24 protein-coding genes are annotated in these 24,689 nt (G+C 40.3%); 4 read left to right on the top strand and 20 right to left on the bottom strand.

The genetic code is table 11. The features are described from left to right. Positions 1-59: 59 nt before the first annotated feature. Positions 60-791 (bottom strand): LytR/AlgR family response regulator transcription factor, encoded by a 732-nt coding sequence (locus ACFQZJ_RS03395; protein WP_379932308.1) that lies wholly within the window; start codon positions 789-791, stop codon positions 60-62. Next, positions 788-3,004 carry a tetratricopeptide repeat-containing sensor histidine kinase gene (locus ACFQZJ_RS03390; protein ID WP_379932306.1) on the bottom strand — a complete coding sequence of 739 codons (2,217 nt, stop codon included), beginning with the start codon at positions 3,002-3,004 and terminating at the stop codon, positions 788-790. The genes ACFQZJ_RS03395 and ACFQZJ_RS03390 overlap by 4 nt, the downstream gene beginning before the upstream one ends. A 260-nt stretch (positions 3,005-3,264) precedes the next feature. Between ACFQZJ_RS03390 and ACFQZJ_RS03385 the strand changes: the two genes are divergently transcribed. Beyond that, positions 3,265-4,443 (top strand): vWA domain-containing protein, encoded by a 1,179-nt coding sequence (locus tag ACFQZJ_RS03385; RefSeq protein ID WP_379932305.1) that lies wholly within the window; start codon positions 3,265-3,267, stop codon positions 4,441-4,443. A gap of 50 nt (positions 4,444-4,493) precedes the next feature. Here the strand turns inward: ACFQZJ_RS03385 and ACFQZJ_RS03380 are convergent, their stop codons facing one another. Next, on the bottom strand, positions 4,494-5,513 hold the full coding sequence (locus ACFQZJ_RS03380) for a PorP/SprF family type IX secretion system membrane protein (RefSeq protein WP_379932304.1): 1,020 nt from the start codon (positions 5,511-5,513) through the stop codon (positions 4,494-4,496). 207 nt (positions 5,514-5,720) lie between these two features. Here ACFQZJ_RS03380 and ACFQZJ_RS03375 point away from each other — a divergent pair, with 207 nt between their 5' ends. The 3 genes from ACFQZJ_RS03375 to ACFQZJ_RS03365 all read left to right on the top strand — a co-directional run bounded on the left by ACFQZJ_RS03375 (position 5,721) and on the right by ACFQZJ_RS03365 (position 8,641). Continuing rightward, positions 5,721-6,629, top strand: a complete 909-nt coding sequence (locus tag ACFQZJ_RS03375; RefSeq protein WP_379932303.1) for a NifU family protein — start codon at positions 5,721-5,723, stop codon at positions 6,627-6,629. A gap of 68 nt (positions 6,630-6,697) precedes the next feature. After that, positions 6,698-6,898, top strand: a complete 201-nt coding sequence (locus ACFQZJ_RS03370) for a dodecin family protein (protein WP_379932301.1) — start codon at positions 6,698-6,700, stop codon at positions 6,896-6,898. Positions 6,899-7,813: 915 nt separating this feature from the next. Next, positions 7,814-8,641 (top strand): mechanosensitive ion channel family protein, encoded by an 828-nt coding sequence (locus ACFQZJ_RS03365; protein ID WP_379932299.1) that lies wholly within the window; start codon positions 7,814-7,816, stop codon positions 8,639-8,641. Between the two features lie 94 nt (positions 8,642-8,735). On the opposite strand, the gene tsaB is transcribed toward ACFQZJ_RS03365, so the two are convergent. The 17 genes from tsaB to cyoE form a co-directional block, all read right to left on the bottom strand. Then, the gene (gene tsaB / locus ACFQZJ_RS03360; protein WP_379932298.1) at positions 8,736-9,407 is read right to left on the bottom strand and encodes a tRNA (adenosine(37)-N6)-threonylcarbamoyltransferase complex dimerization subunit type 1 TsaB; all 672 of its coding nucleotides are present in this window, start codon (positions 9,405-9,407) and stop codon (positions 8,736-8,738) included. A 68-nt stretch (positions 9,408-9,475) separates the two neighbouring features. After that, positions 9,476-10,843: a TolC family protein gene (locus ACFQZJ_RS03355; protein WP_379932297.1), complete on the bottom strand. Its 1,368-nt coding sequence runs from the start codon at positions 10,841-10,843 to the stop codon at positions 9,476-9,478. Between the two features lie 34 nt (positions 10,844-10,877). Beyond that, positions 10,878-12,032: an efflux RND transporter periplasmic adaptor subunit gene (locus tag ACFQZJ_RS03350; RefSeq protein WP_379932296.1), complete on the bottom strand. Its 1,155-nt coding sequence runs from the start codon at positions 12,030-12,032 to the stop codon at positions 10,878-10,880. A gap of 34 nt (positions 12,033-12,066) precedes the next feature. Further along, complete coding sequence (locus ACFQZJ_RS03345; protein WP_379932294.1) at positions 12,067-13,329, bottom strand: ABC transporter permease; 1,263 nt, start codon at positions 13,327-13,329, stop codon at positions 12,067-12,069. 1 nt (position 13,330) lies between these two features. After that, on the bottom strand, positions 13,331-14,566 hold the full coding sequence (locus ACFQZJ_RS03340) for an ABC transporter permease (protein WP_379932293.1): 1,236 nt from the start codon (positions 14,564-14,566) through the stop codon (positions 13,331-13,333). Further along, positions 14,559-15,260, bottom strand: coding sequence for an ABC transporter ATP-binding protein (locus ACFQZJ_RS03335; RefSeq protein ID WP_379932292.1), 702 nt, complete (start codon positions 15,258-15,260; stop codon positions 14,559-14,561). Before ACFQZJ_RS03335 ends, ACFQZJ_RS03340 begins: the two co-directional genes overlap by 8 nt. A gap of 102 nt (positions 15,261-15,362) precedes the next feature. Continuing rightward, positions 15,363-16,478 (bottom strand): efflux RND transporter periplasmic adaptor subunit, encoded by a 1,116-nt coding sequence (locus tag ACFQZJ_RS03330; RefSeq protein ID WP_379932291.1) that lies wholly within the window; start codon positions 16,476-16,478, stop codon positions 15,363-15,365. A 124-nt stretch (positions 16,479-16,602) separates the two neighbouring features. Next, positions 16,603-17,859, bottom strand: coding sequence for an ABC transporter permease (locus ACFQZJ_RS03325; RefSeq protein WP_379932289.1), 1,257 nt, complete (start codon positions 17,857-17,859; stop codon positions 16,603-16,605). Positions 17,860-17,912: 53 nt separating this feature from the next. Beyond that, positions 17,913-19,163, bottom strand: coding sequence for an ABC transporter permease (locus ACFQZJ_RS03320; RefSeq protein ID WP_379932288.1), 1,251 nt, complete (start codon positions 19,161-19,163; stop codon positions 17,913-17,915). Positions 19,164-19,278: 115 nt separating this feature from the next. Beyond that, complete coding sequence (locus ACFQZJ_RS03315; protein ID WP_379932287.1) at positions 19,279-19,494, bottom strand: hypothetical protein; 216 nt, start codon at positions 19,492-19,494, stop codon at positions 19,279-19,281. A 2-nt stretch (positions 19,495-19,496) separates the two neighbouring features. Continuing rightward, positions 19,497-20,030, bottom strand: a complete 534-nt coding sequence (locus ACFQZJ_RS03310) for a DUF420 domain-containing protein (protein ID WP_379932285.1) — start codon at positions 20,028-20,030, stop codon at positions 19,497-19,499. A gap of 1 nt (position 20,031) precedes the next feature. Continuing rightward, positions 20,032-20,757, bottom strand: coding sequence for an SCO family protein (locus ACFQZJ_RS03305; protein ID WP_379932284.1), 726 nt, complete (start codon positions 20,755-20,757; stop codon positions 20,032-20,034). Continuing rightward, positions 20,757-21,389: a hypothetical protein gene (locus tag ACFQZJ_RS03300; protein ID WP_379932282.1), complete on the bottom strand. Its 633-nt coding sequence runs from the start codon at positions 21,387-21,389 to the stop codon at positions 20,757-20,759. The genes ACFQZJ_RS03305 and ACFQZJ_RS03300 overlap by 1 nt, the downstream gene beginning before the upstream one ends. A gap of 213 nt (positions 21,390-21,602) precedes the next feature. Further along, positions 21,603-21,986: a cytochrome C oxidase subunit IV family protein gene (locus tag ACFQZJ_RS03295; RefSeq protein ID WP_379932280.1), complete on the bottom strand. Its 384-nt coding sequence runs from the start codon at positions 21,984-21,986 to the stop codon at positions 21,603-21,605. A 53-nt stretch (positions 21,987-22,039) separates the two neighbouring features. Further along, on the bottom strand, positions 22,040-23,014 hold the full coding sequence (locus ACFQZJ_RS03290) for a cytochrome c oxidase subunit 3 (protein WP_379932278.1): 975 nt from the start codon (positions 23,012-23,014) through the stop codon (positions 22,040-22,042). Between the two features lie 98 nt (positions 23,015-23,112). Beyond that, entirely contained in the window at positions 23,113-23,694 is a 582-nt protein-coding gene (locus ACFQZJ_RS03285; protein ID WP_379932277.1) for a cytochrome c oxidase subunit 3, read from the bottom strand. 1 nt (position 23,695) lies between these two features. Beyond that, entirely contained in the window at positions 23,696-24,598 is a 903-nt protein-coding gene (gene cyoE / locus ACFQZJ_RS03280; protein WP_379932275.1) for a heme o synthase, read from the bottom strand. Positions 24,599-24,689 lie beyond the last annotated feature (91 nt).

The raw sequence follows: 24,689 nt of genomic DNA, 5'->3' as shown, positions 1-24,689 counted from the left end.
TTTTATCTTCAATATCACCTAAAGGATCACCTACACTTTTGAGCCGAAACATCATATTATCAATCATAAAAAGACAAAAAAGCTTTCTTTTTAGATGCGGAAACCAGCAGTTCCTTGCCATTGGAAACTACCACACTGCCCCCTTTACCCTTTCTGTACTTTACTACTTCGTTCACGTTTACCAAATAGGATTTATGAATACGTGCGAAAGGAAAATCTACTAGGGCGTCCTCAAAATACTTTAAGGTTTTGCTTACGAGTATCTTTTTGTTTTCCAGGAATATTTCCGTGTAATTATCATCCGCCTTGCAATACAATATATCATTTACGTTCAATACCTGAAAACCATCTTGTTGCGGTAATGTTAACTTTCCTTCTATTCCCTTTGTCCTGGCATTCAAGACTCCTTCATGTAGGTTCATTTCTTTTTGCTTTACCTCAAACACATAATCTACCGCCTTGATCAACTCATCTATATTAATGGGTTTCATGAGGTAATAGGCGGCATGTTCGTTAACCGCGTCCTTGGCATAATGGTCGTAAGCGGTTACAAAAACAGTTTCAAAGGTTCTATTCGGCACTTGTTCCAATAGATCAAAAGCATTTCCAAAAGGCATTTCCACATCCAAAAAAATTAAGTCTAGCGTGTTGTTATGTATCAATTGCAAACCTTCCTGTATAGAGGAAGCCTCCCCTACCAAATTAACCTTGGGACAATATTTACCAATATAATTACGCAGGATTTCCCTACTATTGGCTTCATCCTCTACAAGTATCGCGTTTAGACTCATGTATCTTTTTTTAAGGTGAAAACTACTTTTGTTCCAGAGCCGTCCTTCTGCAAATCGCTTATCGTAACGGCTACTTTGTTATTATGCATATCATTTAATATCGCAACACGCTGCCTTATGTTGCCCATACCTTTGGATCGCTGTTTTTTCTGATGCTGGGTTTTTAACTCCGCAGAACGCTTTCTTCCAATACCATTGTCCAAAATACTTATTTCTAAGATGTTCTGTGCTTTTGAACGTACGTGAAGCTCCAGCGTCCCTTTTTCTTCTTTATACCGCAGTCCATGCCAAATTGCATTTTCGATATAAGGTTGAAGCAACATGGGCGGAATTTGAAAACTGGGAATGTCCACATCTTTATCTACGATAATCTGGTAATCGAACTTATCGGGAAAACGGGAATGTTCCAGTTTCATATATAATTCCAAAAGATTCAGTTCCTTTGAAAGTGGAATAAAATCCTCCTCCGAATTTTCTAGCACGGAACGCATTAGGGTCGAGAACTCGCTCAAATACCTATTGGCACTTCGTTCATCACTTTTAGCAATAAAATTATTGACGGAGTTGAGCGCGTTAAAGATAAAATGCGGGTTCATTTGGGAACGCAAAGACTTTAACGCCAACAGGTTATTTGCCAATTTTTGTTGTTGATTGCTCCGATAAAAAAAGAATGCTGCCAAAGCCGTAAGTACAAGTCCAAATACCAAAGAATAGATAATCCATCTCTGATTCTTGTAACTTTCCTCGGACAATTCCCTCTGCGTCAATGCCAGATCATATTTACTTTGGGAAAGCTCCCGCTCCTGCTCCAACCCTGTAATCCTGCTTTGGGTCGATGCAATTTCCCTGTTAAAGCGTGCGGCCCTGGAAATCTCCTGTTCCTTGCGCACATATAAGGTATCTACCAATGCTACATAATCTTGATAGGTCTCCAACGCTAAATTAAAGTCACCTTTATACTCATAGACTTCTGACAATTTTCGTGTGGCATCTTTTTGCACTACTAGGTCATCTTCCGAGCCCGCCTCTACAATACTTCTTTCCAAAAACGGAATTGCCTCGGTGTATTTGTCCTGCGAAATATAGGCGTTGGCAATTTTATAATTGATGCGTTGGGTCGTGATCGAATCTCCCAATACTGCCGCTGACGTCCTCTGCTTGGACTCCGGTGACGTATTTAATTTTTCCAGTGTCGCCAAACTATTTTTTCGCATGGCGATTTCTTCTGTAAACTGACTTTTCTTATTATAAAAATCGGCTACCTTTTCCTCTTCTTGTAAGGCGCGCTTAGGAGCTAATTTATTGGCCAACTGCAAAGAATTCCCATAATATGCTTCCGCTTCTATAAGTTGATTTCCCTGGGCGTAAGCGTCGGCTATTTTAGACGTAAGATCGGTCATTTTAGGCGTAATCTGATTTTTGGTCGCAATGACCAAACCTTCATTATAGAACACTACTGCTTTTTCAATTTCATTAAGTCCTTTTTTTGCGTCTCCCAACAGTTCGTACATCGTAACGCGCCGGTAGGGCAAAATACCCTTGATTTCCCTTAGTGGCGCAATAATTTTTTCGACTTCTTTATATTGCTTGGTAATCGCGTATGTTCTTCCCAACAACAAGGAAGTTGCTATTGTTTTGTTGGCGGCCAGGGCGTCCTGAAAATTATCGATGGCCAGGTCGTACTGTTTATGAAAAAGGTAAATTTCCCCTAAGGTGGTCAAGGATTTCGCCAGTTCTTTTTTATTCCCCAAGGTTCCTAGCTCCGCTATGGACCGTGCCACAAAATCGATACTTTTGGCAATATCCGTTTTTTTATAGGTAATTGCGGAATCCAAATACTTTTGATGCCTTGAAGTGGATGACTTTGACCTATTAAACTCAGACTCTTTTTCTTGGCTAGGGATATAATCTTCTACCTGCACCAAGATATCGTCCTTGCTTTTAATGCGAAGTCGTACCGTTTCAAAACCAAGGTCCTCTATCGTAAGAAGTTCACCAATAGTGGTATTTATCTCAAATTCCCCCAAGCCGTTCGTAAACGCCTGCATACCCGAAGATGTCGTAACCATGACACCGGAAATTGGAGAACGGTCGTCTTTCATCTGCACACTGCCCTTTACCTTAAATTGTGTACCTGAGGCCCTATTTTGGGAAAGACCCGAATACGTTCCTAAAAAGAAGACTATTGCAACGAGGTGTATATAATGTTTCATTCTAACAAAGTTCGCCTACCTATTAAAGTAGATACTAGCGCACAACTTAATCGTTTATCTAATAATTATTGTAAACATAGCGGATTTACACGGTACAAAAAAATACCGAAACCGCACTATTCGCATGTTAAAAGCATAAATAAAGCCTTTTACGAACCTATCTCGGCACTTTACTCATTCAAAGGAACCCTTAGCTCATTTCCAATATTTTACAAGCTAGTTTGCCACTAGCTTTACCCTTGTAATTTTAAAGCAAAAAAATGAAAAAGCACAGAAAAATACTAACTACCAGCTTCCTATGTCTATCCCTAACCATGGGCTATAGTTGTGAGTTGAAACCAAAAAACGGGAACGCAACTATTATTGCACAAGCCGTGGCACCGATAGCCGAAAATACGAAAAGCAATACCGTTAAAATAGCCTTGCTTTTGGATACCAGCAATAGCATGGACGGACTCATTAACCAAGCGAAGTCGCAGCTTTGGGACATCGTAAACGAATTCACTCATGCAAAATGTGGCAATGACGGGAGACCGGAATTGCAAATTGCCATTTATCAATATGGAAACGATGACCTATCCTCCAGGGAAGGATACATTCAACAAGTACTTAACTTCAGTAGTGATTTGGACGAAATATCGGAAAAACTGTTTTCGTTGCGCACCAATGGGGGCGAGGAGTACTGCGGAGAGGTAATCCAGACTTCCTTAAGGCAATTGGAATGGGGCAAAAACCCCGACAATCTCAAAATGATATTCATTGCCGGCAACGAACCCTTTACCCAAGGAAAGTTAAACTATAAAGACGCAGCAAGTAATGCCAAGGAAAAAGATATCATTATAAATACCATATACTGCGGTAATTATCAGCAAGGCGTGCAGAGCGATTGGAAGTCCGGTGCCTTGCTTACCGGTGGCGAATATATGGCGATAGACCACAACCGAGAAATTGTACATATAAAAACCCCGTATGACGACGTTATCCTAAAATTAAATACAAAACTGAACGGAACTTACATCTCCTATGGCGCACTCGGAATTTCTAAAATGGAAATGCAAACGTCACAAGATAACAATGCCATGGAATTGGAGGAAGCTGTGGCCGTGAAAAGAGCGGTTAGCAAAAGTTCTAGATTGTATAATAACAAAAACTGGGATTTGGTAGATGCTTATGAAGACAAAGATTTTGACGTAAACGGTATTAAAGAAAGTGAGCTGCCCGAAGTACTACAGGGGAAATCCAAAAAGGAAATAGCTAGCTACATTGAATCCAAAAAAATAGAAAGGAAAAAAATACAAAAAGAAATCCAAGATTTACATGCAAAAAGGGAAACCTATATCGTTACTAATGCAAAAGACAATAGTAGTGGGGAATTGGAAAACGCAATGCTTAGGGCTATTAAAAAACAGGCCAAAGTAAAAAATTATAACTGGGAATAACGGTCAACTTAAAAAATCACAAAGCCTTTTTCATTTTGAGAAGGGCTTTTTTATTGTGCCGCCGGGCAATAACAGTCATATCTACGTTCTTTTTGCCCAAAGTCGTACCCTAGGGTAATCTGATGAAAACCACCGTTAGCAAAACGGATATCGCCCATTTGATATGAGTAATTGTACGAAACCATAAAGTTCTTGATGTTCGCACCTACGATCGGTGTTATCAACTGTAACCTTTGTTCTCCAAAACCGGTTGCGGTTTGAAACTGGGCACCATCAAAACTTCTTCTGTAGGAGAGTCCGCCCCATACCCTGCCAAAATCTACATCCTTGTATACTTTCGCATTTATATCGATCGTTTTTTCTTTTGTAAAATCCGTCATCTGAAAAAGTATCGAAGGCTCCACTTGCCACTCGCTCCTGCCAAAAATATATCCCGCAGCAACTAAGTACCTTCTTATGTTATCTATAACCAATTGGTTTGGGTCATCGGCCCTGTCCCTGTAATACAGATTTCGCTTACTCCCCAAAGCATTAATTATAGCTATGTGGGAATAAAATTCCTGAAAACTGTAAGACATACCCAAATCTACATTGAAATAAGATGCACTTAATCTTATCCCCGCTATAGATGGATCAGGAATTACAGACCTAAACTCGGACTCGTCCAAACTACTTTGTAACAAAGTGCCGCTTAGCCCAAAAGAGAGTTGATTTAACATCCTAACATCGTCCCCACCCATTCTCAAGTGGTGGGCGTAGGTCAATTTCATACCCGTTTGGGAATGGTAGCCGTTGGCGTCATTGAACACTATGGCCCCCACTCCGCTTGGTCCGTCCCCCAATCTAAAGTGTGCGTTTATAGTCTGTAAGCTTGGGGCATCGTCAACATCGAACCATTGCTTTCTTGCGGTGGCACGTATTTTACCTCCTTGGCCAATACCGGCCATAGAAGGAAATACCAAATAATAATTATCCGATAGATAATCAAAATATACAGGAATTCCTTCTTGAGCCATGGACTTGAGCCCAAAAACCAAGAAAGAAACTATGACGATGATTTTATATCTCATTTAGAAAGATAAGGGGCTTTGCTATTAGATTTGGGTCGAATATAATGTATAACGATATAACCATAACAATATTATGTAGGCATTAACTTAGATTTCCTTTGTACTTTTGTGTAAAATTAATTTCATATTAAAACGGGTCGGCCAATTTCAGTAATTCACTAAAAAAACAAGACTTACCGCACCATTTCCGAATTAAAAAAGCAATACATGAAAGAGTACTCTATAACCGTATCGGGAACCAAGAACCCCAGCATCATAAAATTTGAGGCCAATCATATTTTAGCACAACGCAAAAACTATGAATTTAAGAATATAGACGATGCAAAAAACTCGCCCCTGGCACAACAATTATTTCATCTGCCCTTTGTAAAAACCGTGTATATCTCCGGTAATTTTATTGGTTTAGAACGATATGACATCGTGCAATGGGAAGATGTAAAAGATGAAGTGGCCCAACAATTGGTAGAGTACTTAAACGCCGGTGAACCCGTTGTGATCGAAGAGGATAACGGCAAGCCCATACCCGTTACCGTATATGCAGAGGTAACCCCTAACCCTTCTACCATGAAATTCGTGGCTAGCAAGAAAATCGTAGCTAGAGCCTTTGAATTCAAAAACATAGATGAAGCAAGGGATTCTCCTTTGGCAATGGACTTGTTCCAATTTCCGTTCGTTAAACAAGTATTTTTAGATGACAATTACGTATCCGTTTCTAAATATGAAGTAGCGGAATGGGAAGATATCACCATTGAACTAAGAGAGCTGATACGAAACTTTATTGCCGATGGAAAACAAATAGTTACCGACCGGGCAAAATCGGTTAATGCGGTCGAACCTCAAAACGCCGCAACCAATGAGCAAGCTGTAGACCTGGACGATACTTCATTGGAAATAATCGACATATTGGAAGAGTATGTAAAACCGGCCGTTGCCAGCGATGGCGGCAATATACTTTTTAAGTCCTATGAACCGGACACGAAAAAAGTAAACGTGGTGCTACAAGGTGCCTGTAGCGGTTGTCCTTCCTCTACGTTTACCTTGAAAAACGGAATAGAGACCATGCTAAAAAATATGATGGGCGACAAAGTAAACGAAGTCGTTGCGATAAACGGATAATAGCTTTCAAAACTTCGGTTTTACCCTATTTTTTTGTAAATTGTTAGAAACACTAAATAATACAGATTATGGCAGTTTTAAAAGTAATAGAAGTTTTGGCCAATTCCGATAAGAGCTGGGAAGACGCTACTAAAAAGGCGGTTGAACACGCATCAAAATCGGTAAAAAATATACGTTCCGTATATATCAACGAGCAAAGTGCATCGGTAGATGATGGTAAAATAACCGAATTTAGGGTAAACGTTAAAATTACCTTTGAGGTCAAATAATACCTTGTTTCAACGTATAAGATAGCGCCTAAATGGCGCTATCTTTTTTAGCAAAAAACAAACAGACATGAAGGATATTTTTTCGAGGTTAGGCTGCGCTAATAGCTAGTTTATACCATTTCCCAATTAAAAATAGGCCGCTAAATCGTTTCTTTTTACGCCCTACTTCAAAATAAAAACATGCCGTAGCTTGGCTATGCCCTATTTTTCTTTTTCGAAGGCAAAAAAAACAATTCAATTTCTTTGGCTGAATTTAAAAAGAGAACCGGTATTAATTAAATCAAACAAAGTAAACTTTCCTATAATTATACTTTACAGAACCAGGCTGTTAATGGAACCGTTATTATAGTTTTGGCAGAACACGACAACTCTTATAGGTTATTCTTTACCTTTAAGCAAGGTAAGGCCCTTGAAAAAAGACCATTGGAAGTATCGGACATAATAGCAAGCATTAAATTCTGCAACTACCATAAATCCAATTAACCGCTCGAAGATCTATTTGGGTTTCAACCATAGAACTAGCAGAAAAAATGTTTTGACGTATAGTCCCAAAAGTAAAAGAAGGTCCAGAAAATCAAAATAAGTAATCATCATGGCGACCGAAGTAAAGAGCCATTTTTAAAAAATCCTGTTACGTATCGATGTTCTTCTAAAATAGAGATTTCAAGCAACTACCTACTACTTCATAAATTTGTTCTTGGATATGGAGAATTCTTCCATTAATGCCAATCCGCTACCAAAAGAAAGTACTTAGGCAATAAGTGTCCACCAACTCCTTTTTAACCCAAAGCAAAGAAGAGTTAACGCTATAACTAAATCAACACAAGGATTAACATTAGTTTAAACTATATTTCTTGAAATAAACCCGTTAATTAAGTAATTTATAATAAACGACAAAAACAAGTACCACTATTTATGGAAAAATTCACAAGTTACGAAGAACATTTAGACAACTTTATCAATTGGTTCTGGAGTGCCCTGCCCAATCTTATAATGGCAATTGTGCTACTGGTCGTTGGGACCTACCTAATACGCTTTATCAATAGAATGGTTCGGAAGTTCTTTAAGGCCAAGGACTACGATGCTTCCTTAGAAACATTTACACAAAGCTTAATTTCCATAGGTCTTAAAATTGTACTTTTTGTACTTGTCATTACCCAACTAGGCGTACAATCTTCTTCTTTGGTAGCCATTATTGGTGCCGCAGGTTTAGCCATTGGCCTTGCACTCCAAGGTTCGTTGTCCAATTTTGCGGGAGGTGTACTTATTTTGCTGTTCAAGCCGTTTAAGATCGGAGATTTTATTTCAGCCCAAGGCGTTGACGGCACTGTTAAGGAAATTTCGATATTCACCACGAAACTTACCACCTTCGGCAATCAACTAGCGATTATTCCCAATGGGCAGCTTTCAAATAATAACATCATAAATTACAATGCAGAGGATACCAGACGCGATAAAATAGACGTTGGAATAGGTTATGGCTCCAATATTAAGAAAGCGAAGGATATTATGCTGGCTATTTGCACAGAAAACGAGAACATTCTTAAAGATCCAATCCCAGAGGTTTATGTTGGGGAATTAGGTGACAGCTCGGTAGACCTTACGCTACGCTTTTGGGCAAAAAATGACGTTTTCTGGGCGGCGCATTTTCATGTGATGGAAGAAATTAAACATAGATTCGATGCCGAAGGTATAGAAATTCCTTTCCCGCAACGTGTTATGCATCAAGTTAGAGAAGATTAAGAAATGATAGTAGCAGTAGGCGATTTACAGTAACTGTATCAAATAAAGCGTACGACATAGGGTTCAGTTGTACTTTTTACTGTTCACTGCCCACTTATTTTTTCTTCGTCTGCAGCATAAAATCCTTGAGGTAGTAGGGTTCAAAATAAGCTACATCTTCAAAGTCCCTTTCCAAATATTTTTGATGCGATAATAGTGCCATTTCTTTTGAAGATGGCACAGATGTAGTATCGAACGAAATTAGTTCACCGGAAAGGGTTTCCTTTATTTTTTGGGCACCGCTTCCCAAGATATGAACGGTTTTATCCTGTATATACGACTCAAACGAACGCTCATCTATAATTTCCGCTCGGGTATCCCTAATTTGGTTTAGACCACCATCAAAAACGGCCGAATAGACTTCCATTCTTCTAGCATCCAAAACAGGAATAATATAGTCGTACGGTTCAGTAACCTGACCGGCCATACTGGTTAAGGTAGCAATCGAAATTAAAGGTATATCCAAAGAAAAGCACAATCCTTTTGCGGCGGAAACACCTATGCGCAGGCCCGTGTAGGAACCCGGTCCTTTACTGACGGCAACAGCATCCAAACGGTTTAGGGAAACCTTGGCTTCTTCCATGCATTCCGCTATAAAGACATGTAGTTGCTCCGCATGGGAATAATTGGGTGTATTATTCTCCTTAAGCGCCAAAAGCTGACCGTCCTTTGCCAAACTTACGGAGCAGTTGGTGGTAGCGGTTTCTAAATTTAAGATGATTCCCATACGTGCTAATATAAGAAGACCTGTCAGGTTTCAAAAACCTGACAGGTCTGTATTAAATCAATTTTGTATTAATCCAATGTCATTGGTACTCCAAAATAGAATTCCAATATCTTTAATCTGAATATATAATCGTACTTGGTGCGCACTACGTCGGCCTCTGCATTATCTACCCTCGCCTGTGTCTGTGTAAAGTCGAAGGCATTCAACAGACCGGCATCAAAACGTTCTTTTGCATATTGATAGGCCAACCGCCTAGCTTCCAAGGTTTTTTCAGCGGCTTCGTAGGATTTAAAAAATGTATTCACATCTACATAAGCCTGATTTATGGTGTTTTCCAAATCCAATTTTTCCTGCTCAAACTGCAACTTCCGTTGTTCGACTGCTATTTCCGATCTTTGGATATTGTTTCGAACACTAAACCCGTTAAAAATTGGAATATTCATTTGTACTCCATACGATATACCATCAAAAATCCAGAGCTGATCTTTAAAAGTTGGTGTAAAAAAAACTGGAGGACCACCCTCGGAAACAGGTGGACCGGGTATTTGGGCAACATCGGAATATCTCGTATTGTAATTGAAGAAGGCTCCAATAGTTGGCATTAAAGCTCCTTTGCTAATGGCCAAATCCTTTTCAGCCAATTCAATATTGGATTTTGACAGTTTGATATCGTTCCTGAATTCCAGTGCCTTAGCAAAAATAGTACTAGGAGAATTGTTCAAAATATCCGAAATAGGAATTTCAAAAGTATCGTCGGACACATCAAAATTTTCATAATCCCTAATTTGAAGCAATTGCGCCAAACTAATTTTTGAGATAAGCACATTACCCTCGGTATTCACGATCTGTTGTTGTTGCGTGGCTGCCGTTGCCTGTATATCAAGAAGATCACCCTTTGGCACCACTCCCGCGTCTACCAGTTCCTTAATCCGGTTTAAATCCTGTTCTGTAGCGGCATATTGCGCCTTGGCCACTTTTAGCGCCTCCTTATTGGAAAGCACCTGTAAATAAGAGTTGGCAACCGTAAGACGTATATCGTCCTTCAAATCATCTAACCGGTACTGGTTTGCAATGGCATTTATTTTTGCCCTGTTCAACCGGTGCACGTTACGTAGACCATCGAATAGGGTTACCGCTGTAGTTGCTCCGGCACTAACATTGTTCTGCGTACTATTTGTTGGAAGGTTGTTCGTAGGGTTAATGGAAAAACCAGTATTACTAGAAAACGAAGTATTCGCATTCAACGAAGGTATAAAATCACCTATAGCATCCGACCGATCTATTTGCGCGTTTTCCAAGTCCAGTTCAAATTGTTCTACCGTTAAATTATTCTCCACCGCATATTCCACACACTCCTGTAAAGTCCATTTCTTAGCTTGTGCGGTTGTCACAGTTATCGCAAAAAGTAGCAATACAGTGCTTAAAAAATATTTCATTTTCTGATGTTTTGATTATTGATTTGATTGATGTTTATTCTTCTGTTTCCTCGCCGTCAGCTCCTTCTTCCTCTTCTCCTTTTTTTATCGGCTCGGTCTTGTTCCACTGCTTTACCTTGTCCTCCTCTGTAAGACCGGATAGGATTTCAACGTTTACCCCATCGGAAATACCTATTTCTATGTCCTTACGCTCAAATTTTTGGTCGGCCTCTGCCCCAACGGCCAACTCCACATAAGGTTTATTGGTAGATTTATCAAACTGCAATAAGGCTTCCGGTATTACTAAGACGTCCTCTTTTTTCTCCAACACTATGGAGGCGTTTGCACTGTATCCGGCACGTATAAAGACATCATCGGTGACCTCTACATCGCCCTCTATCTTAAACTGTACCGCTCCGGTTTCCTCTATCCCCTTTGGTGCTATGAACTTTAGTTTGGCATCTAACTCGGTACCCTCCAAAGCACCCAAGGTGATTTTTAACGGCGTTCCTACTTGCAATTTCCCTACCTCACCTTCATCTACCATGCCCTCAAAAATCATTTTACCCAAATCCGCTATCGTTGCAATGGTAGTACCATCGTTAAAGTTGTTCGCCTGTATCACCTGATCACCTTCCTTTACCGGTATCTCCAAAATAGTTCCGGATACGGTAGCACGGATATTGGTATTCGCTGCAGCCGACCCCCCTATGGATCCCCTGCGAATGATCTGGTAATCCGCATTCGCGTTCTTAAGCTCTTGTTCTGCTTGATTATAGCTTAACTGTAAATTGTTAAAATCCTGACTGGAAATCACCCCTTTATCGAACAAGGTCTTGTTTCTTTCGTATTCTATTTTGGTGTTGTTTACCGCAAGTTGTGCGTTTTTTACCCTTCCTTGTGCTTGGTACAGCGATTGCTCATTGGGAACCACCTTTATTACCGCAATAAGATCACCGGCTTTTACCTTTACACCTTCTTCCAAGAGTATTTCATCTATAATACCCGAAATCTGAGGTTTGATTTCTACTTCGTCCTGCGGAATCACCTTGCCCGTAGCCACGGTCTTTTTTTCAATATCCGCCATAAAGGGCTGCTGCGTTTCATAGGTTACAGCGGATTTGCTATTGCTTTTGATAAAAAACAAGGCTGCCCACAAAGCACCTATGACCAAAACTCCGATGAGTATGTATTTTACAATTTTGTTCATTTGATTATGTATATTAATATATTGGTTTAGTTTATTATTCTTCTCTTAGGGCATCTATGGGCTTTATACTTACCGCCCTTTGCGCAGGTATCAATCCTATAAGCACCCCTAAAATCACCATGAGCAACAAGGATCCGATTACATAAGGTATAGGTACGGTAGGATTGGTATACGGTAAATCTACATCTTGCGTAAAGGTATCGATGCCTTTTAAAGTCAATGCTCCCACAATTATCCCTATAATACCTGCCAATAAGGTCAAAAAGAGGGACTCTATTAGAATTTGATTGCGCACTTCAGCAGGAGTTGCCCCTAGGGCGCGCCTTACCCCTAACTCTTTCGTACGTTCCTTAACGGAAATCAACAGAATGTTTCCGATGCCGATAACACCGGCGAGAATTGTTGCAATGCCAACAATTAATGATAAAAAGGTAAGGCCATTGGAAAAGCCAAAAATCTTTTTGAAAACCTCTCCTAAATTAAAAGAACCTATAGCCTTTTCGTCTGTTGGGTCTACTTTATGTATTCGCCTTAAATTGGCCTTTATATCTTGTTCGACCTTTACCACATCCGCATCGTCATAAGCGGCCACGGTGAACCAGGCCACATTATCGCCCGTATTATATATTTTTCTATACGTGGTAAAAGGAATGAAAATATCGCTATCGTTATCAAAAGGACCACCACCCGCAAATTTATGTACCCCTACGACCTGAAAACTTACATCTTCAATTTCCAGGTACCCTCCAATAGGATTTTCGTCCAGATCAAAAAGCTCTTTTTGAGTGCGCTCTCCAATAACGCAAACTTTTCGTTCCTGCTTAATATCCTCATCGTTAATAAAGCGTCCGCCGTCATAAATATTTTTCGTGGCGATCTTGGTAAACTCAGGAAAATCCCCGAACACAGAATAGTTCCCCGATTTTATTCCCCTTGTTATAACCCCGGGGCTTGATCCAAAGACACCGCTTACATTTCTTGGAGCCAAGGTTTCGATTTCCGGTACCTGCCTACGAAGTTCCTCGGCATCCTGCAACTTTAGCTGTATCCTACGACCGGTCTTAAATCCGCCATAAGGTTTACTGGTACTTTGTGCCCAAATAAACATACTATTCCTGGCCACGGTCTCAAATTCTTTTTCAAATCCATTGTCCAATCCCTTGGCAGCTCCCGAAAGCGCTATATAAATGTAGATACCGATAAAAACACCGAGCATGGTAAGGAAGGTCCGCAATCGGTTCTTTCCAATAGATTGAAAAATTTCACGCCAGGTATCCGAATCAAATAATTGTCTCATATTACTCGTCTCTTAGTGCTACAATGGGTTTAATCTGCGCTGCTCTTTTGGCAGGGACATAGGCCGCTAAGGCTCCGGCAATAATCAATAGAATGGTCACAAAAATGGCCGTTCCCGAATTGATAGAGGGGTTGGTGATAAAATAATCGTCTTCCAATACTTTCCCTCCAATGGAATTAAGTGTAATAATACCGAGCACCATTCCAATAAAACCAAAAATGGCCGTAATGAATATAGATTCCAACAAAATAGTACTAATAATTATTTTAGGTGTTGCCCCCATGGCCTTACGAATACCAATTTCCTTGGTACGTTCCTTTACGACAAAAACCATGATATTACTTATGCCCAGTATGCCCGAAATAATCACAGCAAATGCTATTCCCGAAATTATAATCTTCAATACACTTGCAAACTGTTGATTCTGTTTTAGATTATCGGCAACGTTCTCTATGTAAATACCTCTTGGGTCATTGGGGCTTATCACTTTCTTTTTCCGAATAAACTCATCTAAATTCCTTTGAAACTTCATGGCACCCGAATAACCGATAGCTTCGTTAAAGGCCAAGGTAATTTGGCCAATTTTGTCGTTGTTACCTTCTATAAGTTGCCGTGTTGTAAATGGAATATAAATAAACCGCTCTTCGTTATCGCCACCATCGTCCTGAAAAACACCTATGACCTTAAAAGCACTACCACCAACATCAATGTATTCTCCAAGGGATTCCCTTCCTTGAAACAAATCTTTTTCCACCATTCTACCAATTACGGCATATTTGGTTCGATCTCTAATATCTTTGGAATTGATGTATCGCCCTTTCATCATAATGGTCTTTTCGGCAAACTGCATTCCGGGAGAAATGCCCCTGGTCGTATAATTATCCGACTTCTCTTTGAAGGTGACAAATACGCTCCTTTGTATCTGGGGCGTTATATAATCCATTAAAGGTTCAAATTCCTTTGCAATATCATCTAAATCGCTATTCCTGAACTCAATTTGTCGTTTGGCCTTGTACCCCCCAAAAGGTAGTGTGGTTTGCGATGGATAGATCCTAAAAATATTGGTGGCATCATCTCCAAAAAATTTCATAAAGGTATTGTTAAGTCCGTTACCCATGCCATAAAGCGTAACATAGATAAAAATACCCAAGGCTACCGTAAACCCTGTAAGAAACGTACGAAGCTTGTTCTTCTGTATGGTCTTTAATATTTCCTTCCAAGTATCAATGCTAAACATACTGGGACGCCCTTACCTGTTCTACTTTTTTATCCTCTACGATAACACCGTCCTTTAAATGAACGATGCGTTTGCACATCTGCGCAATATCCTCTTCATGTGTTACCACTAATATGGTATTCCCGGCATCGTTGATCTTCTGTATCAGATCCATAACCTCATAAGAGGTTTTACTGTCCAAGGCACCTGTTGGCTCATCGGCCAGGAGTACTTTTGGCTCCGCTGCCATGGCCCTTGCGATCGCCACACGTTGCTTTTGCCCACCGGAAAGCTCACTGGGCAAATGCGTGGCCCATTCCTTAAGTCCTACTTGCTCCAAATATTTTAAGGCCTTTTCTTGCCGTTCCTTTCTCCCTACACGCTGATAATACAAAGGTAAGGCTACGTTCTCGAGGGCACTTTTATAGTTTATAAGATTAAAGGATTGAAAAATAAACCCTAAAAATTTATTGCGGTATTGCGCCGCTTTGGTCTCGTTCAAATCCTTTATGGGCACATTGTCCAAGGTATAGGAGCCTTCGTCCAACTCGTCCAACATTCCTAAAATATTCAATAAGGTAGATTTCCCAGAACCGGAAGACCCCATTATAGCCACCAACTCTCCATCTTCTACGGAGAAATTTATTCCTTTCAGGACATGTAAGGAATTACTGCCCATTTTATAAGATTTATGAAGATCCTTAATTTCTATCATACTGGTTCTGTTTGTAGTTTGGAAGCTTTTAATACCGACATCCGCTCATAGGACATCAGACTTGAGAAAATGTTACAAGAAAAGCTTTATTTTTTTTGTTTTTTAATTCTGGGCAACTTCATCCGGCCGTTCTTCGTTCCACACCTTTATTTTTTCTCCTTCGGTAATACCTGATTTTATTTCTACATGGATGCCATCGCTAACACCTAGTTCAATATCCCTTCTTTCAAACTCTTGGTCTCCGGTCTCAATTTCAACAAAGGGCTTTTTAGTTTTATCATCAAACTGAACCAAGGCTTCCTTTACCGCCAAAACACTATCGGCCTTCGCCAAAATTATGGAAGCGTTAGCACTTAGTCCCGCACGGATAAAAATGGAATCCTGTTTCTTTAATGTTCCCTTAATTTCAAACTGTATGGCACCGTTTTCCTCTTTTCCTTTGGGAGCAATATAATCGAGCACTGCATCAAAAGTAACGTTTTCCAAGGCTCCTACCGTAATTTCCAAGGGCAGGTCCTCTTTTATTTTTCCCACCTCGGATTCGTCTACCTTGCCTTCAAAGATCATTTTCTCCACATCTGCAATAGCTGCAATAGTAGTACCCTCGTTAAAATTATTGGCCTCGATAACCTGATTTCCGACCTCTACCGGGACTTCTAGCACCATACCGCTTACCGTAGCCCTGATCTGCGTATTGGCAGCATTACCGTAACCTGCCGTGGTACCGGTATTGACGATTTCAAAACGTTTGTTAGCGGCCCTGTAAGACTGTTTTGCCTGATCATAGGCTACTTGTGCCCGATCTAAATCCGCCTGGGAGATTACACCCTTGTTAAAGATAGTCAATTGCCTGTCATAATTCCTCTTTTGATCATCAAGATCGATCTTGGCATTGTCTATTTGATTGCGCGCATCTATGAGCGCATTTAAATTGGGTACCACTTTTATTTTCACCAATAAATCACCAGACTTTACATAATCGCCGCCTTCCACGAATACTTCTTCTATAACACCGGAAATATTGGGTTTTATAAGCACTTCTTCCAAAGGTAGGATACTACCGGTAGCCACTGTTTTTTTAATGATGGTCTGTACCGATGGTTCCTGCGTCTCATACACCACCGGATTTTCTGCGTTTTTTTGATAGAGGTAATACATAGCACCTCCGAAGGACATTACTATGAGCAATAAAATAATTCTGGTTACCGACTTCTTCATTTTCTAGGTTGATTTTTTAATTATAAGATTGATGATTCTAGGAAGCTCCGACTGGTACGGAACAAGCGCCAAAAAGATTTTCAAAGTTCAATTTATAGCTTTCATAACACATAATATATTCAAATTATTCGGTTCGCAAGGCTTCGATGGGGCGTACCTTTATGGCGCTTTGTGCAGGTATAAATCCTGCCAAAAGACCGGACACGATCAAAATGAACAAAGCACCTAATACGACTCCTAAACTAACACTAGGGTTTAGGAACATATCTACAGGGCCAACAGCTTCCAACACCAAATTGATTGCATAAATAGCCAAAGCACCAAAGACAATCCCTACCATACCGGAGATGATGGTCAAAAAAACGGACTCCATCAAAATCTGCAGCTTAATGGACCACGGATCTTCTCCCAAGGCCCTACGAATTCCAATTTCCTTGGTACGTTCCTTGATTACGATCAGCATGATATTACTTACGCCAATGATACCGGAGATCAACACCAGAATACCGACAAAGTAGGCAATAAACCTAAGCGCCCCGAACAAACTCTCCACCCTATTAAACTGCTCGTACAAATCAAAATACCCTATGGCACGGTCATCTTCTGGGTGTACTTTTCGGCTTTGTTTTACCGTCTGTACTATTTTGTCGTTCAGTTCACTTACAGAACTGCCATCTTGTGCCGTAATGGCCATCCAACCTACATTATCGGATCGGTTATAGGCTTGGGAAAAGGTGGTGAAGGGCATAAATATTTCGCGTTCGCTATTCTGTCCTCCTCCATCGCTGGACTTCTCCTTATAGGTGCCAACGACCATAAAGTTGATACCGCTTATCTTAATATAGGTACCCAAAAACTCTTCATCATCTTCATACAGATCGTCTCGGATACCGTCACCTATAACCACTACCTTCCTTTTTTCCCGAATGTCCTTGTAGTTAAAAAATCTACCGTTTGCGACATAAATCGGGTTTTGTTGTATGATTTCCGGGTAATCCCCAAAGACACGATACCGGCCACTTTCCGTACCCCGTATAACGTTGTCGCCCTCGCTTGGCCTTAAGCTATTTCTCGGTGAAACAATGCGCAACTGGGGCACCTCCCGTTTTAGGAGCTCTACGTCTGTCAACTTAAAGTTAAAGTTTCTCCCTTCCGGCAGTCCCTGGAAGGCCATTGTTGTTGTTTGCGTCCACATGAACATAGTATTCGTTGCCACGCCGTTAAAATCCTGTCGTATGCCATTTTCCAATCCCTTACCGGCAGCCAACAATACGATAAGAATAAAGATACCCCACCCTACACCAAAAGCGGTAGCAACGGTACGTAGCATATTACTGGAAAGTACTTCCAATATTTCTTTCCAACGGTCTTTACTGAACATGCTTCATTTTTAAATATCCTATTTCCCAATACTTTGAACTACACTCTTTTGTACTATTCATCCCGAAGTGCTTCTATGACCTGAACCCGTACTGCTTTCCAAGCCGGAAAAAAACCGGCTATAGTTCCTGCTATTACCAATAGAACTACGGTTGAAAAGGCTACACTAAAATTTACAGAGGGGTTTAGCACATAATCGACCTCTACATGTGGCCCTACCAACTCTAACAGTCCCATACTAAAGATAAGGCCGGTAAAGCCAGAGATCGCGGTAACAAAAATAGCCTCGTGCATGATCATGCCAATAATGGACCAGGGCTTTGCACCCAGTGCTTTACGGATTCCTATTTCGCGGGTGCGCTCCTTAACTACGATAAGCATAATATTGCTCACGCTTACTACCCCGGCAATAATGGTAAAGAACCCCACTACCCAGAAAAACATTTTTATCCCGCCCATTAATGCGTAGTAGCGCTTTGCTTCCTGCAGGGGATTCCATATACGAATAGCTCTATCATCCTCCGGAGCTATGTTATGCTTTTTCTTTAAATAACGGGTAAGCTGATCCGTGAACAAGGTGTTTTTGGCCACCATCTCATCAAAAGAATTTAGTTCTGGCAGCATAAAGTTCATATTGTTGATCTTATCCCCTCCGTTGAAGCTCAACTGTGCCGTGGTTATAGGAATGAACATGCGCTCTTCCTCATCCTCGTTTTTACCATATTCCCCAAATACACCTACGATCTTAAACCCAGCGCCTGAAATTGTTAGGTATTCACCGATAGGGGTATCCAAATCCTTAAAAACCTCGTTCTTGATCTTGTTACTGATAACAACGACTTTGGCATTTTGTTCCACATCGGTTTGATTGATGTACCTGCCCTCGGACAAAAACTCGTTTTCTATGGTCTGCAGATCCCCGTTGGTCCCTACTACAGAGTACACTAAAAGATCATTTTTGTAGACCACCTGCACATCCACCGGAAAATACAATAGCGATGCCTTTTCATAGTCATTTTCCATAGCGGCGGTAATAGCTTCGAAATTCTCGTTCCTAAGTTGTATTTGCCTACCGGGATTAAGCCCATTATATTCTATAGTGGTGCGTCTGGGCCAGACCCAAAGACTGGTGGCCGCGTCTTCCTTAAACTCTGCAGCGACGCCGTTTTGCATGCCTTGGCCAAAACCTAATAAAATAACCAAGATAAATATGCCCGATGCTACGGACAAACCGGTAAGAAAGGTTCGCAATTTGTTTTTTCGAATGGTATCGAAAATTTCTTGCCATCGTTCTAAATCGAACATGTAGATTGGTTTTGATTGATGAGTGTACTATTGCTACTACACATGTATAAGACTACAAATGCACAACATTGTTACACAATCAAATAAAAAAAATTGTTAAAATAGATAAATTAAGCTATGACCTCATTTTACGGTAGACAAAGTAAAATAGTCCGGCCACAAGGATATACGGTATTGCCATCAAATAAACGATTCCGTTATTAATTCCCTCAGCCGTTCTACCAGACTCCTCACTTTCCAATACAGCCCTACACATGGCACATTGCGCATCAACGGTTTCGGGCAGGAAAAACGCTAAAACCAATACTGTTATAAGAAAACCCTTTCGCATCGTTAATAGTTATAGTAGGGAGAAATCATTAGATAGACTACAACCCCGGTTACCGCTACATAAAGCCAGATGGGAAATGTATATTTTGCCAAGGCCCTATGCCCTTCATAATCTTTCAAATATGCTTTGGCGTACGTTCTAAGCACTAACGGAACGATGGCAATGGACAGTATAATATGAGTGATCAATATAAAATAATAAACATAGCGTACTATGCCTTCCCCGCCGTAAGAGGTAGAATCCGAAGTCATGTGATATGCTATGTACATAATCAAAAACAACAAGGATAGGGCAATGTTCAGGGTCATTACATTTTGATGCAATTTCCGGTTTCCCTTTTTAATGGCCAATACCGCAACAACTAACAAAACCGCTGTTAATCCGTTAATACTAGCATAAATAGGTGGCAAAAACGATAATGGCTCCACATTTGGTAGCTTCACTCCAAAAAGCAATGCTACCACCACTGGTATCACAATGGACACGACGGCTATTAATCTATTAAAGCGTTTTTCTTTTGCACTTGTCCTCTCCATACTACTCATTTAACAACTTAGCAATGTCTTCCTGTAAAATACTTATCTGCTCTTTTTCGCCATGGTCGTTCTCTCCCATTTCCCTAGTAATAGCTCCGCGGTAATACACGATAGGATTACCGAATTTATCCAACCTAGACCTTATGTATCCCTGCCGATCTATAAGTGCGAACAAACCAGAATGCTCAAAACCTCCGGGGGCATCGGGCATTTCGGCGGCAAATATATTAAATCCACTGTTTGCAAGGTCGTAAACCGCCTCTTTGTTACCGGTTAACAAATGCCAGTCCATATCGGTAATACCATATTTCTCGGCATATCGTTTCAATACCTTTGGCGTGTCATAGTCCGGTGTAATGGTAAAGGAAGCCACACCAAAATCCGGTTCGTCCTTAAAATGATTTTGAAGTTCTACGAGGTTCTCTGTCATCAACGGACAAATACTGGGGCACGATGTAAAAAAAAACTCGGCGACATACACCTTACCAATGTAATCTTTATCCGAAATAAGTAAGCTATCTTGATTTATAAACTGAAATGAAGGCACTTTACGCTTCACATCGTTCAACAGCACATAGCTTAGTCCTTTTTCTTGTGGCACGGTATCCATCCTGTCCATATCAACGATAGTACCCGATTTTAGCCTATCTACAATAATAGGAACAACAATGATCCCAAAAATGAGTACAATCAAGGAGACCCAAACGTATGTATATTTCTTATTCACTATTTTGATCGGTTTGAGTTGTTTTTTTTAAGTGCAAGCCTATACTCTGCAAGGATGATCTTTACATCGTCCTCCATCTTATTATTTAAATCTGCTACAGAATTGGTATTAAAACCATATTTAGTCCCTTCCTCTTCATCGTCGGACCGTCCTCTTAAGTTCCTATCCTTATCGATTATAAAAACATACGGGGTACTTAAATCGTCGTCCAACCGGGTGTCGGTCCCAAGATTTGCGAACAAGGTTTTGATCGTCTGTGCATCTGTAAAAACGAACTTCCATTTAGAAACATCCGCCAGAATGGATAATTCCTCCTTTAACTCGTTTACTTTTTCCTCAGTACCATAAGGCAACACCATCACAAACTGAAAATCGTTGAACTCATGAAAACGTTTGTAAATTTTTTGATTGAGGTTAAAGGCGTTACCCTTTTTGTTTTCTACTTCATTGCCCAAAAACCCCAACACTGTAATCTTCTGACCAAACTTTATCGAATTATTATCAAAAGTAAGCTCCGGAATGTTCTCCGTAAGCACCGCTAACTTACCAAAGTTGTTTACGCCCGAAGCAAAAAAAAGGTAGGCAACTATGGGCAGTATGAACAATACAATAAGTACGAAGGTCTTTTTCATCTGCTACTTTCTAATTGATGCCATACACATGACATGGAAACATGTATTAATTATTATTTTTTTCCAAATTCCAAGCTTCTGCAGCTCCCTAACATCAAACTCTAAACCAACATGAAAAGCCATCGAACCTTCTGCCAAAGCAAACCAAAACGTGATGATACAAAAATAAAAAAGACGGTGCTTACACCGTCTTTTTATTCTGTTAATAATATCTTAGAAATTCCAAGTTACAAAACCGTCCCTGTAAATATTATGGATATAGTCTGCCTCTACCAATAAGATAAAAACCAAATAGATAACCAAGAAAATAGGTGTCCAAACGATTGCTCTTCTCAAAGAACTTTTCTCGTCCCTAAGGTGCATAAAGTCCCATGCGATATAATAGGCCTTCACCAAGGTAAGGATAATAAAAATCCAGTTCAGCAGTTTCATTCCAAGAAAGTAATTTCCTGTTAAGGAGGCCGGTTTAATAATACCTAAAACCACCTCTATTATGGTTACTACGGACAAAAATATAAGTACGCCCCAAATTTTTGCAACGTTGGACTTAAACTTTAGCAATCCCCTAAAAATCTCTAATTTATGCTCGTGTGCCATTTTCTATCGATAACTATTATACTTTAAAAACTTGTCTTTTTAACCAAAATCCTTTAAACCAAGTAGAAGAAGGTAAATACAAATACCCAAACCAAATCTACAAAGTGCCAATAAAGCCCTACTTTCTCTACCATTTCATAGTGACCCCTTCGCTCGTAGGTCCCGATAATTACATTAAAGAAAATAATGACGTTTATCAATACCCCTGTAAGTACGTGAAAACCGTGAAAACCTGTTATAAAGAAAAAGAAATCTCCAAATAATCTGGCACCATACTCATTATGCACCAGGTTAGCACCCTCAACCACCTGGGTGGCACTTTTAAGCTTTTCCAGAGATTCGTCCCTTGTCAAGACCGTTTTGTGCCCTTCATCATTAATCACCTCGGTTCTAATGAGAATGTTCGGGTTTGATTTAAATCCTGCTGTAACTTCAGCAAGTGAAAAACTAGGAAGTGCTTTTTCTTCGTAATACCAAACCCCGTTCTTTCTTTCATGTTCACGTCTTTCACCTGGAATAACCGTGGCAAAATCGGCCAAAGCAGCCCGTTCTCCGGTATCTGCCTTTACAAACTGTAAAATCCTACCACCTTTAGTCTCTAAAGCACCATAATCACCTTTTATAAAAGTTGCCCATTCCCAAGCCTGGGATCCAACAAAAACGGCACCTCCTATAATCGTAGCGAACATATACCAGATCACTGCATTTTTCTTCATATTATGACCCGCATCTACCGCCAAAACCATGGTAACGGAGGACATAATCAAAATAAAGGTCATGAATGCTACATAGTACATAGGATAGATACCATGAAAAAACGGAACGTGCGTAAATACTTCGTCCGCAATGGGCCAAGTTTCCATAAATTTAAACCTTGTAAAGCCGTAAGCGGCCAAAAACCCGGAAAAAGTAAGGGCATCCGATACTAGGAAAAACCACATCATTAATTTTCCGTAGCTTGCCCCTAAAGGCCTATTGCCACCACCCCAAACGTTTTGTTCTTCTCCCGTTGTAACCGTAGTATCCATAGATTAATTTATCGTTTTAATAAAACTTTAGCAAATTTACATTTTTTTCAACTATTTAAAAGCTGAATTCTATTCAAAACTATTTTTGTTTAAAAATATTATTTCATAAAGGTCATAAATAACACCAAATACACCCATAACAGGTCCAAGAAGTGCCAAAACGTTGCCCCAAGGGAAATTCCCAAATACTCCTGTGAAGAATACCTTCCCTTCATCTGTTTATAAAGTACGATCAACAAGGATATGATACCTGCCACAACATGAACAATGTGCACCATTGCTATTAAAAACATATAGGACATTTTTATACTGCTGGTAGGCCCTGTAAAATAATAGCCTTGCGCAACCATCTCCGAAAACCCCACAAACTGCAACGTGATAAACGAAATACCCAAACCAAGGGTTACCAACAACCAAACAGTAGCCCCTTTTTGATTGTCCTTTTTTACGGCCGTTTTTGCCAAAATATACGTAACACTACTAAGTACGAGTATAACCGTGCTTATATAAAAAGCATCTGGAAGACTTAGATCACTTGCCCAATCTTCACGGGCACTACTAACGATGTATGCACTGGTCCAACCCGCAAAACCCATGAGCAGACTTACTATACCGAACCACAACATCATCTGCTGTGCCCTATCCTTCTTCTCTTTTGAAGTACCTTGAGTTAAATCCATCCTACCCTATATATTTATCGATTACATAAACTATCTGCATCAACGTGATGTAGCTTACACTTGCCAGCATTAACCTTTTGGCAGAACCATTATCCCTTTTCGTATATAACCGAAGTGCAAAAAAGAGCATTACACCTCCCATAATAAATATTAAAATAGCCGCAGGAACAGATAGTTGCAGGTCACCTGTTATACCAAAAGCGGGAATAACGGATATCACCATCATCCAGATCGTATACATAATGATCTGCAAGGCCGTACTGGCATCTTTTTTTCCTGTAGGCAACATTTTAAAACCTCCTTTTTTATAATCCTCGTCCAACATCCAACCTAAGGCCCAAAAGTGTGGGAACTGCCAAAAAAACTGAATCATGAACAAGGTTCCGGGCTCAATTCCAAACTCATTAGTGGCCGCAACCCAACCCAACATAAAAGGTATGGCACCAGGAAAGGCCCCAACGAATACCGCAAGTGGCGTCTTTGTTTTCAAAGGTGTATACACACTAGTGTAAAGAAAGATCGAAATAGCGCCGAACATGGCCGTTTTGGCATTTAAAAAATAAAGGGAGGCCACGCCTATAAGGGTTAACACGATGGCAATGGCCATAGCCGCACCCACTGTCATTCTTCCTGCAGGAATAGGTCTATTGGCCGTTCGGTTCATTAACGCATCTAAATCGCGCTCTATAATCTGATTATAGGCATTACTTGCCCCAACCATACAATAGCCTCCAAAAGCCAACAAAAGAATAGCGGACAGGCTTAACTGGTCCGCCCCAAGAAAATAACCCGCGACCGAAGAAAAAACCACACTGACCGCGAGCCTTGCCTTGGTAATTTCCTTAAAATCGGCAAAAAGCAATGCAAATGACTTGCTTTTGGCTTGACCTACAACGGTTTTCATCTTCTTTTAAATAGGGCTACAAAGATAACCTCCAAGGAATATTCCTGCAACCAAATATTGCTATTTCTGTTTTATTTAAGAACTTATGGAT

Source organism: Maribacter chungangensis (genome assembly GCF_042676845.1).
GTDB lineage: Bacteria > Bacteroidota > Bacteroidia > Flavobacteriales > Flavobacteriaceae > Maribacter > Maribacter chungangensis.
Note: the sequence above shows the minus strand (reverse complement) of the source record. Positions and strands in the feature narration are given on the sequence as shown.